Source organism: Photobacterium lutimaris, from assembly GCF_003025555.1.
GTDB lineage: Bacteria > Pseudomonadota > Gammaproteobacteria > Enterobacterales > Vibrionaceae > Photobacterium > Photobacterium lutimaris.
Genome location: NZ_PYMH01000004.1, coordinates 296,875 through 310,063 on the forward strand (window position 1 = coordinate 296,875; position 13,189 = coordinate 310,063).

The 13,189-nt window shown below is 47.6% G+C and carries 13 protein-coding genes; 3 read left to right on the forward strand and 10 right to left on the reverse strand.

What is annotated here, in order from left to right; genetic code table 11:
* Positions 1-5: 5 nt before the first annotated feature.
* The 6 genes from C9I99_RS11740 to C9I99_RS11765 form a co-directional block, all read right to left on the reverse strand.
* Positions 6-251 (reverse strand): acyl carrier protein, encoded by a 246-nt coding sequence (locus C9I99_RS11740; protein ID WP_107349070.1) that lies wholly within the window; start codon positions 249-251, stop codon positions 6-8.
* Positions 248-1,501: a dihydrolipoamide acetyltransferase family protein gene (locus C9I99_RS11745; protein WP_243734433.1), complete on the reverse strand. Its 1,254-nt coding sequence runs from the start codon at positions 1,499-1,501 to the stop codon at positions 248-250. Before C9I99_RS11745 ends, C9I99_RS11740 begins: the two co-directional genes overlap by 4 nt.
* Positions 1,488-3,515 carry a pyruvate dehydrogenase (acetyl-transferring) E1 component subunit alpha gene (gene pdhA, locus C9I99_RS11750; RefSeq protein ID WP_107349071.1) on the reverse strand — a complete coding sequence of 676 codons (2,028 nt, stop codon included), beginning with the start codon at positions 3,513-3,515 and terminating at the stop codon, positions 1,488-1,490. The genes C9I99_RS11745 and pdhA overlap by 14 nt, the downstream gene beginning before the upstream one ends.
* Positions 3,512-5,257 carry an acetate--CoA ligase gene (gene acsA / locus C9I99_RS11755; RefSeq protein WP_107349072.1) on the reverse strand — a complete coding sequence of 582 codons (1,746 nt, stop codon included), beginning with the start codon at positions 5,255-5,257 and terminating at the stop codon, positions 3,512-3,514. The genes pdhA and acsA overlap by 4 nt, the downstream gene beginning before the upstream one ends.
* A 111-nt stretch (positions 5,258-5,368) precedes the next feature.
* Positions 5,369-6,106 (reverse strand): hypothetical protein, encoded by a 738-nt coding sequence (locus C9I99_RS11760; RefSeq protein ID WP_107349073.1) that lies wholly within the window; start codon positions 6,104-6,106, stop codon positions 5,369-5,371.
* Entirely contained in the window at positions 6,106-6,720 is a 615-nt protein-coding gene (locus C9I99_RS11765) for an RNA polymerase sigma factor (RefSeq protein WP_208113381.1), read from the reverse strand. The genes C9I99_RS11760 and C9I99_RS11765 overlap by 1 nt, the downstream gene beginning before the upstream one ends.
* A 127-nt stretch (positions 6,721-6,847) precedes the next feature.
* On the opposite strand from C9I99_RS11765, the gene C9I99_RS11770 reads away from it, so the two are divergent.
* Positions 6,848-7,270, forward strand: a complete 423-nt coding sequence (locus tag C9I99_RS11770) for a hypothetical protein (protein ID WP_107349075.1) — start codon at positions 6,848-6,850, stop codon at positions 7,268-7,270.
* An 83-nt stretch (positions 7,271-7,353) separates the two neighbouring features.
* Here C9I99_RS11770 and C9I99_RS11775 read toward each other — a convergent pair whose 3' ends face one another.
* From C9I99_RS11775 to C9I99_RS11785, 3 genes are all read right to left on the reverse strand, one after another.
* The gene (locus C9I99_RS11775; protein ID WP_107349076.1) at positions 7,354-8,145 is read right to left on the reverse strand and encodes a hypothetical protein; all 792 of its coding nucleotides are present in this window, start codon (positions 8,143-8,145) and stop codon (positions 7,354-7,356) included.
* Between the two features lie 328 nt (positions 8,146-8,473).
* Positions 8,474-8,695 (reverse strand): hypothetical protein, encoded by a 222-nt coding sequence (locus C9I99_RS11780; RefSeq protein WP_107349077.1) that lies wholly within the window; start codon positions 8,693-8,695, stop codon positions 8,474-8,476.
* An 80-nt stretch (positions 8,696-8,775) separates the two neighbouring features.
* Positions 8,776-9,105 carry a DMT family transporter gene (locus C9I99_RS11785; RefSeq protein ID WP_107349078.1) on the reverse strand — a complete coding sequence of 110 codons (330 nt, stop codon included), beginning with the start codon at positions 9,103-9,105 and terminating at the stop codon, positions 8,776-8,778.
* A 348-nt stretch (positions 9,106-9,453) separates the two neighbouring features.
* On the opposite strand from C9I99_RS11785, the gene C9I99_RS11790 reads away from it, so the two are divergent.
* Positions 9,454-10,380, forward strand: a complete 927-nt coding sequence (locus tag C9I99_RS11790; protein WP_107349079.1) for a TAXI family TRAP transporter solute-binding subunit — start codon at positions 9,454-9,456, stop codon at positions 10,378-10,380.
* Positions 10,381-10,513: 133 nt separating this feature from the next.
* Complete coding sequence (locus C9I99_RS11795; protein ID WP_107349080.1) at positions 10,514-12,403, forward strand: TRAP transporter permease; 1,890 nt, start codon at positions 10,514-10,516, stop codon at positions 12,401-12,403.
* A gap of 76 nt (positions 12,404-12,479) precedes the next feature.
* Here the strand turns inward: C9I99_RS11795 and C9I99_RS11800 are convergent, their stop codons facing one another.
* On the reverse strand, positions 12,480-13,187 hold the full coding sequence (locus C9I99_RS11800) for a response regulator (protein ID WP_107349081.1): 708 nt from the start codon (positions 13,185-13,187) through the stop codon (positions 12,480-12,482).
* Positions 13,188-13,189: the final 2 nt, after the last annotated feature.

The following is a 13,189-nucleotide window of genomic DNA, read 5'->3' on the forward strand; positions in this document are numbered from 1 at the left end:
TCCAGTTATTGGTTATGGGCTTGAAGGTAGCTTAATAGCTGGTTGTAGCTTCTTACTTTAGGGTAATCACTTTCAGGAATACTGATACCTGATTGCTGCTTGATTTCGGTTAGGAGGTTGAGAAAATCCATTGAGTCTAAGTCGCACTCATCCCGTAGATCTTCCTCCGGGTCGATCTCGGTGACATCAATTTCAGGTGCTATGCGTTTAAGCGCGCTAGCGATGTAATTTGCCGTATCCTTCACCGTCATAAAAGATCCTCTGGGTGTTGAAGCTGTTTAGCTATCGCGTTGAGGAACCGGGAGCCTACGAGTCCGTCGCTAACGCGGTGATCCGCGGAAAGGGTAACGGTCATTAGATCGCCGATTGCTATATTTCCGCTATCCACGATGGGGGCTTGGCGTAATCGGCCTAGACCAACAATGGCGACTTGTGGCGGATAGATAACACCGGTAATAGCGTCAGCGCCTCTATCTCCGATGCTTGTTACTGTCACGGTGGCACTTCCCAGCTCTGAACTTCTGAGGCGGCCTCGCCGCCCCCTTTCGGTCTGATCCCGCAGAGAGACCATTATTTGATCCAAGTTCAGTTGATCCGCATTAAGGATCGCCGGTACAACGAGCCCTTCATCACGAAGACTAATGGTGTTTCCGATATGGATGGCTTGGGATGGCGTGAAGTTGCCATTTTGGTAAAAGCCATTTAGGGCCGGATAGCGCGGTAACTGCCGGGCGATGGCTGTAAGAATGACGGCTGTGATAAGTAAGCGCTGTTCTGGTTCACGTTGTTGATTCTGCCGTATAAGCCATTGTTGTGTCTTGCTTAGATTAATCTCAAGCGAGAGATAGTAATGAGGGATTTGTTGTTTAGATAGGGACATCGCATCGCTGATCGCCTGCCGCATGGTTGATTTTCTATTATCTACATCTCGGCTCGCTTGCGCTTCCGGCACAGCAGGTAAGTCGCGAAGAAGAATTGCCCCGCTTGGACCACTTCCTAGTAAACCGGATAGTGTTATCCCCCTTTGATTAGCCTGTTGGCGAGCCGCTGGAGAGGCCATTGGCCGTGTAGAGCCCAGAGACTCATGGCGCCCAGTATGGGGGGGGAGGTAAGGCCGATGAGCAATAGGAGCCGACTGGGCAGTCATGTCATGACTTTCATGTTCGGGTGAGGTGTGGGTACTTGAGGTTATCGGATGCGATACATGAGTTGTCTTGCTTGATGGTGATTGGCTGGTTGTCTCAGCCATTCTTGCCATCACACTGCCAACAGGGAGCTTGATAGTCGGCATGACGAGTAGTTCGGTAATGATGCCGTCGTGGTAGGCCTCCATATCGATAGCGCCTTTGTTTGTTTCAATAACGGCGATAATGTCGCCTTTCTTTACCTGATCCCCTGGCCTTACTTGCCAATCAATTAAGGTGCCATCGCGCATGTCGGCACCTAAAGCGGGCATTGTGATGTCAACCAGGGGATAGGAGGGGGAGCTATTGTTCATCATGATGCTTCCCTGTTGTATCCTCCCACTGCGGGGCTGCTAGCGCCGTTTTTGCCGCGACAACAATCTGCTGAGGCTGTGGAAGTGCAGCTTGTTCTAAATGTTGGGGGTAGGGAATCGGTACCTCTTGCGTGCAAACCCGACCTACCGGGGCATCCAGGTACCAGAACGCTTGCTCCATAATGATGGCACTGATTTCACCAGCAAGGCTACCGGTATACCAAGCTTCATCGATGATCACGGCACGGTGTGTCTTGCTAATGCTGGCGACGATGGTTTGGCTATCGATAGGGCGTAAAGAACGTAAATCAATGACTTCAGCATCGATCCCCTCTTTGCTTAGTATGTCTGCAGCCTGTAGCACTTTGAGTAGGCTCCCTCCATAGGTGATAAGGGTGATGTCTGAGCCTTCTCGCCTAACCAGTGCTTTATCCATTGGCCCGTCAGGTTGCTCACTGATCGTGCCACTTTCATTGAGAAGCATGACATGTTCGAAAATGATAACGGGATCGGGATCCGATAAGGCCAACCCCAGCATATGTCTTGCATCATTGTGTGTAGCCGGACTAAGAACTTTCAATCCTGGTACATGGGCGTAAAAATTCTCCCAGCTATGGGAGTGTTGTGCCGCGAGTTGTTTCCCCGCACCACAAGCCATGCGTATCACCAAAGGGACATTAAATTGCCCTCCTGACATGTGAAGGAGGGTGGCAGCACTGTTGATGATTTGATCCATTGCCAGTAGGCTGAAATTTACGGTCATGACTTCGACAATGGGTTTCATTCCTCCGAGAGCCGCGCCGATACCAACCCCGACAAAGCCAGATTCACACAAGGGAGTATCAATCACTCGATCAGGGCCGAAGGCATCGAACAGCCCTTTGCTAACGGCGTAGCACCCTCCGTACCGACCGACGTCCTCTCCCATGAGGAAAATTCGCGGATCACTGTTAAGGGCATCACTTAGGCCGTTTCGTAATGCTTCGCGGTAGGTGAGTTCACTTCTTTGCTGTGTATTGATCACGGGGGCTGATGTATGGCTGGTATTGCTGTAGACAAATTGGGTGAGGCCCTCCACGGGCTCCAACTCTCCAGCCTCGGCGAATCTAATAGCGGCCTCAATCTCTTGAGCGATCTCGGCTTCGATAGCGATGAGTTCACTGTCCTGAAAATGATTATTTTTCTGTAACCATTCTATTAATTTCTTCACCGGTCCTTTTTGTTCCCAAAGTGCTATTTCAGCGTTGTCCCTGTAGAGCTGTGTATCAAAGCTGGAATGTCCGCGAAAACGGTAGGTCTGGCATTCAATGAAATAAGGCCCCTTGCCCTGCCGGATATAATCCAGTGCGTTTATGGTGGCCGCTTCGGTATCGACGACATTCATGCCATCGACCTGAACGGCGTTGATGCCATAGCTCTGGGCCTTTCGGGCGATATTGGTTTCCGATTCTGAAAAGGTAAGAGCGGTACCCATTGCATAGCGGTTGTTTTCACAGATAAAGAGCACGGGAAGCTGCCACAGAGCGGCCAAATTCAGGCTTTCATGAAACTCCCCTTCGGCGACAGCCCCCTCACCGAAGAAGCACACGGCAATTGAATCGCGTTGCATCTTCTTGTTGGCCATAGCCAGCCCCGTTGCCAGTGGGAGCCCACCGCCAACAATCGCGTTACCACCGAAAAAGTGACATTGTTTATCAAACAAATGCATTGAGCCGCCCCGGCCGCGGCTACAGCCATTAGCGCGGCCATACATCTCTGCCAATATGCTCCCCATACTCATTCCCCGTGCTAGGGCATGGCCGTGTTCGCGGTAAGTGGCAATGATTTGATCTTCAGGGCTGAGGGCTGACATTACGCCAACGGCTATCGCCTCTTCCCCAATGTAGAGGTGAAGAAAGCCCCGTATTTTTTCCAGGGCGTATAATTCGGCACATTTTTCTTCAAAACGCCGTATTCGAAGCATTTGGCGTAATTGCTCGATAAGGTGTTGGCGGTTGACATGGAGTCTGTTTGTCATTGCTCGTCGCTCTCCAACGTTGAGGTGTCTCCTTCAGGTAGCCCAAGCTCCCTCGCTTTTAGCAGCCGGCGCATGATTTTGCCGCTGCGGGTTTTTGGTAGATTTTTGCGAAAAGCGATTTCTTTGGGTGCTACGGCAGCCCCAAGCTTTTTCCGTGCAAGGCCTAACAATGCTTGCTGAAGCTCATCATCAGCACTGATGCCGGGCTTGAGGGCGACAAAGGCTTTCACTAATTGGCCTGCAACAGGGTCCGGTACGCCGATAACCCCAGCCTCTGCAACGGCAGGGTGTTCCATCAAAACGCTTTCTACTTCAAAGGGACCGATAAGGTGGCCAGATGACTTAATGAGATCGTCTTTACGCCCGACAAACCAGAAATAGCCATCTTCGTCTCTCATTGCTAGATCACCACTTAAGTACCATCCATTGGTGAAACATCTTTCGTATTTCTGTTGTTGATTGAGGTAGCCTCTGAACATGGATGGCCAGCCGGACTTTATTGCTAGCTCGCCAATGATCATCGGTGCCTGTTCTTCAATTGGCTGATTACTGTCATCGGTATTGATGATGGTAGCCTCAATGCCAGGGAGAGGCTGCCCCATTGAGCCGGGTTTAATGGGTTCACTCGGATAGTTGGCAATCATGATCCCCCCCGTTTCGGTCTGCCACCAGTTATCGTGGAATGGTATACCTAGGATCCGGTTGCTCCATTCCACGGCCTCGGGGTTGAGGGGCTCACCAACGCTGGACATAAAGCGTAATGCTGATAAGTCGAACTGGGCGGGGAGTGCATCACCGGCTTTCATTAGCATACGAATCGCGGTGGGGGCGGTATACCAAACAGTAATGTGTTGGTCTTGCAAAAGGGTGTACCAACGTTCTGCATCAAATTCGGCTTCGTCAACGATCATCGTGACCCCGAGGCATAAAGGCGCAATAATGCCGTAGGTCGTACCTGTTACCCAGCCGGGGTCGGCGGTGCACCAATAGGTATCGGTAGGCTTGAGGTCGAGGGCATAGTAGGCTGATATCATGTGGTGTTCAACAGCTTGGTGAACGTGGATAACGCCTTTGGGTTTACCCGTTGTACCACTGGTAAAATGCAGTAATGCAATATCTTCAGGTTGAGTTTTAGCCGTCGTGCTTTGCTGAGTGGCGTTAGCGAGGAGTGAATGAAAGTCAAAGCAATCAGGCTCGTTGTCTGGATTGCCGTCAATAAGCAATATTGCTTTTAAGTGGGGAAGCTCCCGCCACCAGCTTTTGAGTTTTTTACGATATAGAGCCAAGGTGGTGACCACGACATTAGCGTCGCCAATCTCCATTCTTGAACGAATGGGATCGGGGCCAAAAGCTGAAAAAAGGGGGGTAAAAACACAACCCGCTTTTAGTGTTCCCAGCGCGGTGATATATAACTCTGGCCTGCGTCCGATAAGGCTATAGATACGGCTGCCGGATGCTAATCCAAGATGATGTATCAGGTCGGCAAAAGCACTGGATTGCTTGCTAAGTTGATGATAGCTAAACTCAACGATCTGATCTTTTTTACTTATCCAGCGAATAGCGACCTTGTCCTCGAAAGGTGTTCCGAGGTGCCGGTCAATGGCCTCGTAACCAATGTTTATCCCGCCAGATGATAGCCTCTTAGGTTGAGTGCAAAGAGGGGGGATCTGGTTTTGTGCGTGTTTATAGTCTGTAAGGTTGGCATTGTCAGCCAACACCTTATTGAAAATTGGCTTTACCATCTTTAATGCTCGAGAAAAGAATCAGGATTATGACAGCGCTTAAAGCGAACTAAATCTCGAACAAAGTGTGGTTTATTTCTTGGTTTTTGCCATTGCAGTGTTGAGAGAAAGTTATAAATAACTATTTATAAACTCAACATCACCTTCGGCAATCATATAGTAGGTGAATGTTTGATCTTGCCATGAAGCATGGGTAAGGAGCGGCACCTCACTAATAAGCTTTGCGTTCAGAATCACAGCACGATCTTTACCAAACGTATTGAGTTTAGTGATAAATAACCAAATGTATTTGCCTGCCTCGTCCTCCAAGCAAACAATCGATACTTTTTCGTTTTCCCACTCCTGTGTGACGCCGCCCAAGGCGTGCAGACTATTAAGCGCCTTGGGAGTGGTGTAGTTGGTGGGCCACCCTGCTTTTGCAAACCCCTTGTTTATTGAATCAAGATCTTCCACCAAAATATCCATTTCATAAGGTTGGGTAGCAAAGGCGATCATATCTTGCTGGAAATGCACAAAATTCGGTTTATCTAGCGGCGAAAGTTTTCCCCACGATAAAACTAGCAGCAATATAGAAGCAGCAAGAGCCAGTGGTGCTAACCAAGATTTGCGTCTTGATGTCGTGTTTTTAGGCGCGTACTGCTTCTTAAGCTGCGTTTTTAGGTCAATTGGAATTGCAATGTCATTTAACTGAGCACTGATTGCACTTTCGTTTTCTAAGTGTTTTTTGTACCATGCATTAAGTTCAGGGTCGCTCTCTACTTGGGCCAGAGCTTCCGAGATAGGCTTGGTTTCTTCATCAACGTCAGGACGATAAAGTCGTAATATCGACTTGATTTTATTGCTGTCCATTACTCTGCTCCTACTTGCTCCAAGCTATCGTCGAAGTCGGATAAATCTGATTCAATAATTTTGAATAACATTGCTTTACCTCTTGAAATCCTAGACTTAACCGTGCCTATCGGAACACCAATAATATCTGCAATCTCTTGATATGAGTGCTCCCGCATGTAAAACAAAATCAAGGGGGTGCGGTAAAACTCCGTCACGTTTGTTATGGCAGCCATTGCCATATTTGGGTTGATGCAGAGCGATTCATGGTTTTCCAACTCTTCTGCAATGTTTTCAATAATATCTTCATCGCTCGTCAGCAGACCTAACTTCCGTTTTGCATGCAGGAACTCCCTGTACAGCGTGGTAAACAACCATGTTTTTACCTTATCTGGTTCGCGCAGCTGGTGTCCTTTCTCTAGCCAAATACAAAATACCTGCTGGGTAAGATCACAGGCATCGGCTTGTGAATTCGTCAAGCTATAAGCAAAGCGGTAAAGCTTTACGTAGTACTGATCCACGAGCTGGTTGTAGTCATGCTGTGATTGAGAGTGTCTACTCATGTTTATAAGAGGCTCTAAGCGTGAATTTGTTCCATAGGTTTGTTGTAAGCATAGAGTGAATTTTGTATTCAAATTTTCTCACTATCGACATGGAACAATATTGATCCTTTTGTCTCTTACCCGTGAAACAAGGATGTTTATAGTACCGCTTGGAAAAGCAGTGGCATGTTTGATTGAATCAACTTGATTAGGTGAAGTTATGAGAAACGTCATTCAAGGTGCATTAACAGCAGTCGGAATAGTGAGTTTGGTTGCCTTCTCTGGCAGTAGTATTGCGAAAGATGAAGACAGAACGAGAATTGAATGCGAAAAACGCGGTGCTTACGATACCAGTATGGATGCGAGGTTTGAGGTGCGTGGGGGACGGGAGAAATTTGATGTGTCATTCGAAGCTGCGCCTGGAGGCTACTTTACTTCAGGCCAAGAGCTGGATGTTCATGTGGATTATGTTTATGTCGGAAAGCTGATGCTTAGGTATGAAGGCTTTGATCTGCAAGGCGATCTGGAGTTTGATACTAATATCGATAGCGTATATGACGACAGTCAGCCTTTCCCTGAAAACTTCCCAGAGGTAGGTAGAGGAACACATGTTACGGTAGGCTACCTAGGATGCTCGCTGTAAAAAAAGCGCTGTGTCTTTTTATTTGTTTAAAGACACAGCGCTACAGGAAACTTAGTGTTCAGCCAAGAGTTTGCTGTCTTTCATCAGCCTTTGGTAAAGCGGTATGTTTGAATCTTCTGTTCTTGGCCGTTGACTTGAGCATAGGTATCAACCATCCATACACTTGGACCCGCAAAGCCTAGCTCTACGCGTACAGTTGAAGAATCAACGTTTTTGTAAATGCTTGCCTGAGCATTGGTTGGATAAAAGTTGTAGCGGTTCATGTTTTGTTGATATTCACCAGCAAAAGTAACCGGAACATTATTCGCATTATCCGTTACCGTTAGGCTGTAACCGACTTCAGGTGTGTAGGCAAAATTAGCAGTAAAAGAGAGTGCCTGTGACTGACCATCTACGGTGAGGTTGTTAATAGTAACGCTTGCTTCTGTGGTTTTTGCCAGTGAGCCACTTGCCTTTGCTGTTGCATTCACTGGTTGCTCGGTTGCTCCGCTCCAAATATTGACATTCCAGTTGCCAGTGAAGTTATCTAGCTTGTCCCAGTTTTGTGGCTGAGTATTGCTTGCCGTAGCTTGTCCGCCATTACCAATTTGCGCGAGGGCATCGTTGCGGCTGTCATGGCGCTGACTGTCGCGGTTGTTTTGGATATCAGCAGAAGCACCAGCTACACCGCCAGTAACGCCACCAGCTATCGCTCCTTTAACAGCAAGGTCAGCGTCGCCTGTTAGTGCCCCGAGTGTTAGGCCTAGAAGGGCACCACCGGCAGCACCTTGTTTAGTTAGTGCATTTGGATCATCTTGATTGTCTGGGTTTACGCAGCCAGTTAGAAGGGTTAGGCCGATGATTGAAACAATAGAAGATTTGGCGAATGTATTCATGATGATTCCTGCTTATTAATATGCTTTAAGGCTGCATCACTGCTGTGATGGCGTTTTATTATGGCGCTAATTTAGCAACATCAAACTGAATCATTCCTGAATGAATTGAACGGTGTTTTTTATATGTCCAATTGTAAAGGTACCTGTATTTTTTGGCTCTGGATTTAGCGGTTAAGCGGTTCGGTCTATGTGCTTGATTTTAAAAAACACTGTTTTTAAATGAGAGGTTTTCTGTCTGAATTCTGGAACAGTAAAAACGTCAAGGTATGCAAGTTTTCAGTGATAAATGTAAGGATGTGTAACGGTGCGAGGTAGGGTAAGGGAATGATTACTGTCCAAGTTGACGAGTTTGATTCATGGTTCGTGAACCGCCTGCACCATAACTATTGATATCGAATCGATTTTGAGGGCGGTGTCTTTTTCGCTCAAGACGACTTAAATCAATTTGGTATTGCTGGTTTAATAAGTTGATAACCACATCTAATTCTCTTTTCGGAGCTTTATTATTTATAAGGTAGTAGTAAAGATTGATGGCGCGTTCTTCAGTCATTGATATCTCCAAATCTAGAATGTTTGTAAAAGGTGAAAAAGCCTGATTACAACGCCATCAATGTCATTATTTCGGTGTATTTAATGACTGTGCGGGGCACCTGCAAGGTTGATGATGGCAATACCAGCCGCAACGACAATCATGCCCAACCACACTTTGGCATCAAGATGTTGTTTGTATATGAGCCCTGACATTGCTGTGACTACGACGATAGCTAGCCCTGTCCAGATGGTGTGAACGATGCCAACGGGTAATGATTTCATGGCCTGGCCAAGGAAAATGAAGGCAATAAGATGGCCTAAAATAACGATGGTACTGGGGAGCCAGTTAGTAAATCCATTCGTTGCACGTAGTGCAACATGTGATGTTGCTTCTGCCATTACGCCCAATAGTAGAAAAAGCCAGCCCATTGTTATCCTCTCTTGCTTTCTTTGTGATATTCGGTATCAAGATGCGAGTAGTATAACCATTTCCATGGTGGTGATAATTACAGTTAAATGCAAATTACTTTTTACAGGTGGTAACAATAAGGAGGTATTCATAGTTTAGAAGCCATTTGGAGGAGGACAGGCTCTTGATATTATTAACACCACCAATATCTCATTTTCACAACTTTCACATTTTTAACATTTAAATGCAGTTTCTTTTGATGCAACATCGATATGACAATTAAACCTGATGCGTATGTGTCGAGCTTGATACATTTGTATCAAGGACAATACCAACAATCAGGCATTCTGAATGAGAAGGAGTACTCAATGCGTTCAATGATCAAAAAAGGGATTATCTCTCTGGCACTGGCGGTTTCTTTGCCAGTTGCGGCGGCTAACTACACCATAGGTACCGGTAGCCAAAGTGGGACTTACTATCCTTTAGGCGGTTTGCTGGCCAAGGTCTGGAGTGAGAATATTGATGGCTTCAATATGCGCGCAGAAGTGACGGCGGCGTCGGTAGAAAATGTCATCAAAGTATCTACCCAGCAACAACTGGCCGGTATCGCTATGGGGAACGTTGTACAACAAGCCTATCAAGGAACAGAGCCGTTCCCACGTAAGATGGATGTCTCTGTGCTGTTTGCGTTATACCCGAATGTTGTCCAGTTTATGGTGCCTGCGAATTCAGACATCAAGTCTGTTGCTGACTTAAAAGGTAAACGTGTTGCGTTGGGTGCGCCGGGCTCAGGTACGCGTGTGAGTGCGTTGAACATTCTGAAAACCTTAGGTATTGAAGAGGGTGACGTACGCGGTCAGGCGCTGAACTATACCGCGACTACTGAAGCATTGGCGAATGGTCAGATTGATGCTGGTGTAATTGTAGGAAGCTTGGGTGTCGGTGCAATCACCGAATTGGCATTGACGCGTGATATTCGTATTTTGTCATTCAGCGATGAAGAAATAGCGAAAATTAACCAAGACAATGCATCATATAGCGGTTTGGATGTTAGTGCTGATAGTTACCGTAATGTTCCGGCTTTCCAGGCGCCAGCCGTTTGGAATGTACTGGTGGTGAAAGGGGACCTGGATAAAGACTTGGCTTACGAGATGACCAAGGTGGCTTTCGATAACATCGATCAGATCCGCCAGTCTATCGGCGTAACCAAGTTTACGACCGTTGAAAACATGAACAAGCTGGCAGGTATCCCACTGCACCCTGGTTCTCAGCAGTTTATGGATGAGAAAAAATAAACAACCCGAAGTCTTTTGCCTATTGGCATCATGATAGGTAAACCCATACCTCCCGAAGTTGTTCGGGAGGTATATTCCCAAGTTAATTGAAAACGCTTGGGTTAATAACATTGCAGTTTACAAGGAGTTCGCAATGACCCATTCTTCGGCGTTAAATCACAGGGTGACTGAGCGTTTGATACAATTGGCAGCTGTCGCCGCTGTTGCTTTATCAGTGTTTCAAATTTGGCAGGGACTGACCGCCAACCTCTCCGCTCCTGTATTTCGCCCCGTTCACTTATGCTGGATCCTTGCTCTAGTATTTCTCGTAAAACCTTTGGTGAAAGTGGACAACCGTTTCTACCTGCCAGCAAGGCTGGTCGATTTATCTATGGTATTGGCTACCTTGTGGGCTGCACAGCACATCGTTCGTTTTGACTACGATGACATTGGTTTTTTGCTTGATGGGCTAGGGGCGAATGATATTCTGGCGGGCTCTATTTTGATTGTGACCTTGTTGGAAGCGACACGGCGAACCGTCGGTATGGTCATGGTGGTGATTGCTGGATTCTTCTTGTCTTATGCCATGTTTGGCGACATCTTGCCGGCCAGTGTTGCGAGTAAAGGTTTCGCGTTGGATGAGATCATCCGTTTCCATATTTATTCCACTAACGGTGTGTTCGGTGCACCGCTGGCTATTGCTGCTGGGGTGGTATTTATTTTCGTGTTGTTTGGCGCTTTTTTGCAAGTTACCGGTGCTGGACAGTTTTTTATTGATGCTGCGTTTGCGGTCGCGGGAAAATACCGTGGCGGCCCAGCGAAAGCCAGTGTGGTCGCTTCGGCGGCATTAGGGTCAATATCGGGATCGGCGATTGCCAATACAGTGACCACTGGTGCTTTGACTATTCCGATGATGAAAAAGCTGGGCTATAAGCCCGAGCAAGCGGCAGGTATTGAAGCGGCAGCGTCGACTGGTGGGCAGATCATGCCACCAGTGATGGGGGCGGGTGCCTTTGTCATGGCCCAGTTCACCGGTATTGCCTACAGTGAAATCCTGCTGGTGTCGATTGCCCCGGCCATTTTGTATTTTGGCTGTACCTTGCTCTACGTCCACTTGATGGCCTGTAAGCTTGGCCTGAAAGGGATGGACAAAGTCACGCAACTTAAAATAGTGATGAAACAAGGTTGGCACTTTATTGTGCCGTTGGTATTGATCACGAGCCTGTTGCTGATGAGCTACTCGCCAGTACTGGTCGGTATTGCGGGCTGTAGTGCTATTTTGGTCGCCGCGATGTGCCGTAAGCACAGTCGTATAAGCCTTCGAGTTTTCCTTGAGGGGATGAAAGAAGGTGCGTTGCTGGCATTACCTATCTCTGTTGCCTGTGCCACTGCCGGTATTGTGGTTGGTGTCGTGGGCCAGACCGGTATCGGTTTGCAATTTACCCAGTTCCTGATGGCTCTATCGGGGGGGTATTTATGGTCGGTGATGGCGTTGATTGCGCTTGCGGCAGTGATTCTCGGGATGGGCTTACCAGTGACAGCGGCCTATATCGTACTGTCAATTATGGCGGTACCTGCATTGACTGAGCTTGGTTTGAGTATTCTGACCGCACACATGATCGTGTTTTGGTTGTCGCAAACCTCAAATGTAACCCCGCCAATTGCCTTGGCTGCGTTTGCAGGTGCGGGTATTGCTGGGGCATCTCCGATGCAATCTGCGGTACAGGCATTCAAGCTGGCGCAGGGCTTCTTCCTGATCCCATTGATGATGGCGTTCTCGCCGCTTATCTATGATGGTGAAAACCTGTTTGGCTTTATGTTCGCGATAGTGACTACCATCGCGCTTATTGTCGCCTTTGCCGGGGCGATTGAAGGGCGGCTCATTAAGCCGTTGTCGGTATTGGAGCGCTCGATACTGTTGGTGGTGCCATTTGCGCTGATCTTCAGCGGACTCGCGATTAAATTGGCAGCAGTGGCGGTTGTGATTGTGATTACGTCACTCAACGCATTTCGCAGCAGGGAAAGCAGCGCAACACCTGTTTAACGACTCTTTTCTACGGAGTAATAGCCAAAACTAAAGGGGAAGCCATTAGGCTTTCCCTTGTTATTTCAGCGGTAACTTAAGAACAAAGCTGATAACGTCGCTCTGGGCGGCCGACACTGCCGTATGAAACTTCCGCATTCAGTTCATCGGTGCTGACCATATACTCGAGGTAACGCCTTGCGGTTGTTCTACTGGCGCCAATGTGTTGCCCGACCTCTTCTGCATTTAATAACGCTGATTGATCTTTGAAAACCGCGCGGATCTTATCGAGGGTTAAACCGTCAATCCCCTTGGGTAACCGGGTAACTGCGGAGGCTGCTATACCTTGTTGGTTTGTGGCATCGGGTGTTGCTTGCAACAGCCCGTCGACATCGCTTTGTAGTAGTGACTCAATGTCAGAAAACCTATCTAGGTGACCTCGAAACTTTTGCAGTGAAGCCTGCAGACGTTCAAATACCAAGGGTTTTAGGATGTAATCGAAAATACCACTGTGCATGGCTTGGCGCAGGGTATCGACTTCTTTAGCTGCCGTAACCAAAATGACATCGGTGTTGCAGCCATCAGCCCGTAACTCTCTAAGTAGATCAAGGCCAGTACCGGTCGGAAATTGATTATCCAGCAAGACTAATTCTGGTTGGAGAACTTCAATCAAGTCTCTGGCTTCATCGATTCCGTGGGCGATGCCAATCACCTCGAACCCTTCGATACGCTCAATAAAACGTCTTTGAATCTCTGCGATTTGCGGGTCATCTTCGGCGATGACAATGCGAATGGCGGTTGTCATGG

Excerpts from the sequence above, each read along its gene's own strand:
- C9I99_RS11740 (WP_107349070.1), bottom strand. The coding sequence starts at position 251 with ATGACGGTGAAGGATACGGCAAATTACATCGCTAGCGCGCTTAAACGC.
- C9I99_RS11745 (WP_243734433.1), bottom strand. The coding sequence starts at position 1,501 with ATGATGAACAATAGCTCCCCCTCCTATCCCCTGGTTGACATCACAATG.
- pdhA (WP_107349071.1), bottom strand. The coding sequence starts at position 3,515 with ATGACAAACAGACTCCATGTCAACCGCCAACACCTTATCGAGCAATTA.
- acsA (WP_107349072.1), bottom strand. The coding sequence starts at position 5,257 with ATGGTAAAGCCAATTTTCAATAAGGTGTTGGCTGACAATGCCAACCTT.
- C9I99_RS11760 (WP_107349073.1), bottom strand. The coding sequence starts at position 6,106 with ATGGACAGCAATAAAATCAAGTCGATATTACGACTTTATCGTCCTGAC.
- C9I99_RS11770 (WP_107349075.1), top strand. The coding sequence starts at position 6,848 with ATGAGAAACGTCATTCAAGGTGCATTAACAGCAGTCGGAATAGTGAGT.
- C9I99_RS11775 (WP_107349076.1), bottom strand. The coding sequence starts at position 8,145 with ATGAATACATTCGCCAAATCTTCTATTGTTTCAATCATCGGCCTAACC.
- C9I99_RS11780 (WP_107349077.1), bottom strand. The coding sequence starts at position 8,695 with ATGACTGAAGAACGCGCCATCAATCTTTACTACTACCTTATAAATAAT.
- C9I99_RS11785 (WP_107349078.1), bottom strand. The coding sequence starts at position 9,105 with ATGGGCTGGCTTTTTCTACTATTGGGCGTAATGGCAGAAGCAACATCA.
- C9I99_RS11790 (WP_107349079.1), top strand. The coding sequence starts at position 9,454 with ATGCGTTCAATGATCAAAAAAGGGATTATCTCTCTGGCACTGGCGGTT.
- C9I99_RS11795 (WP_107349080.1), top strand. The coding sequence starts at position 10,514 with ATGACCCATTCTTCGGCGTTAAATCACAGGGTGACTGAGCGTTTGATA.
- C9I99_RS11800 (WP_107349081.1), bottom strand. The coding sequence starts at position 13,187 with ATGACAACCGCCATTCGCATTGTCATCGCCGAAGATGACCCGCAAATC.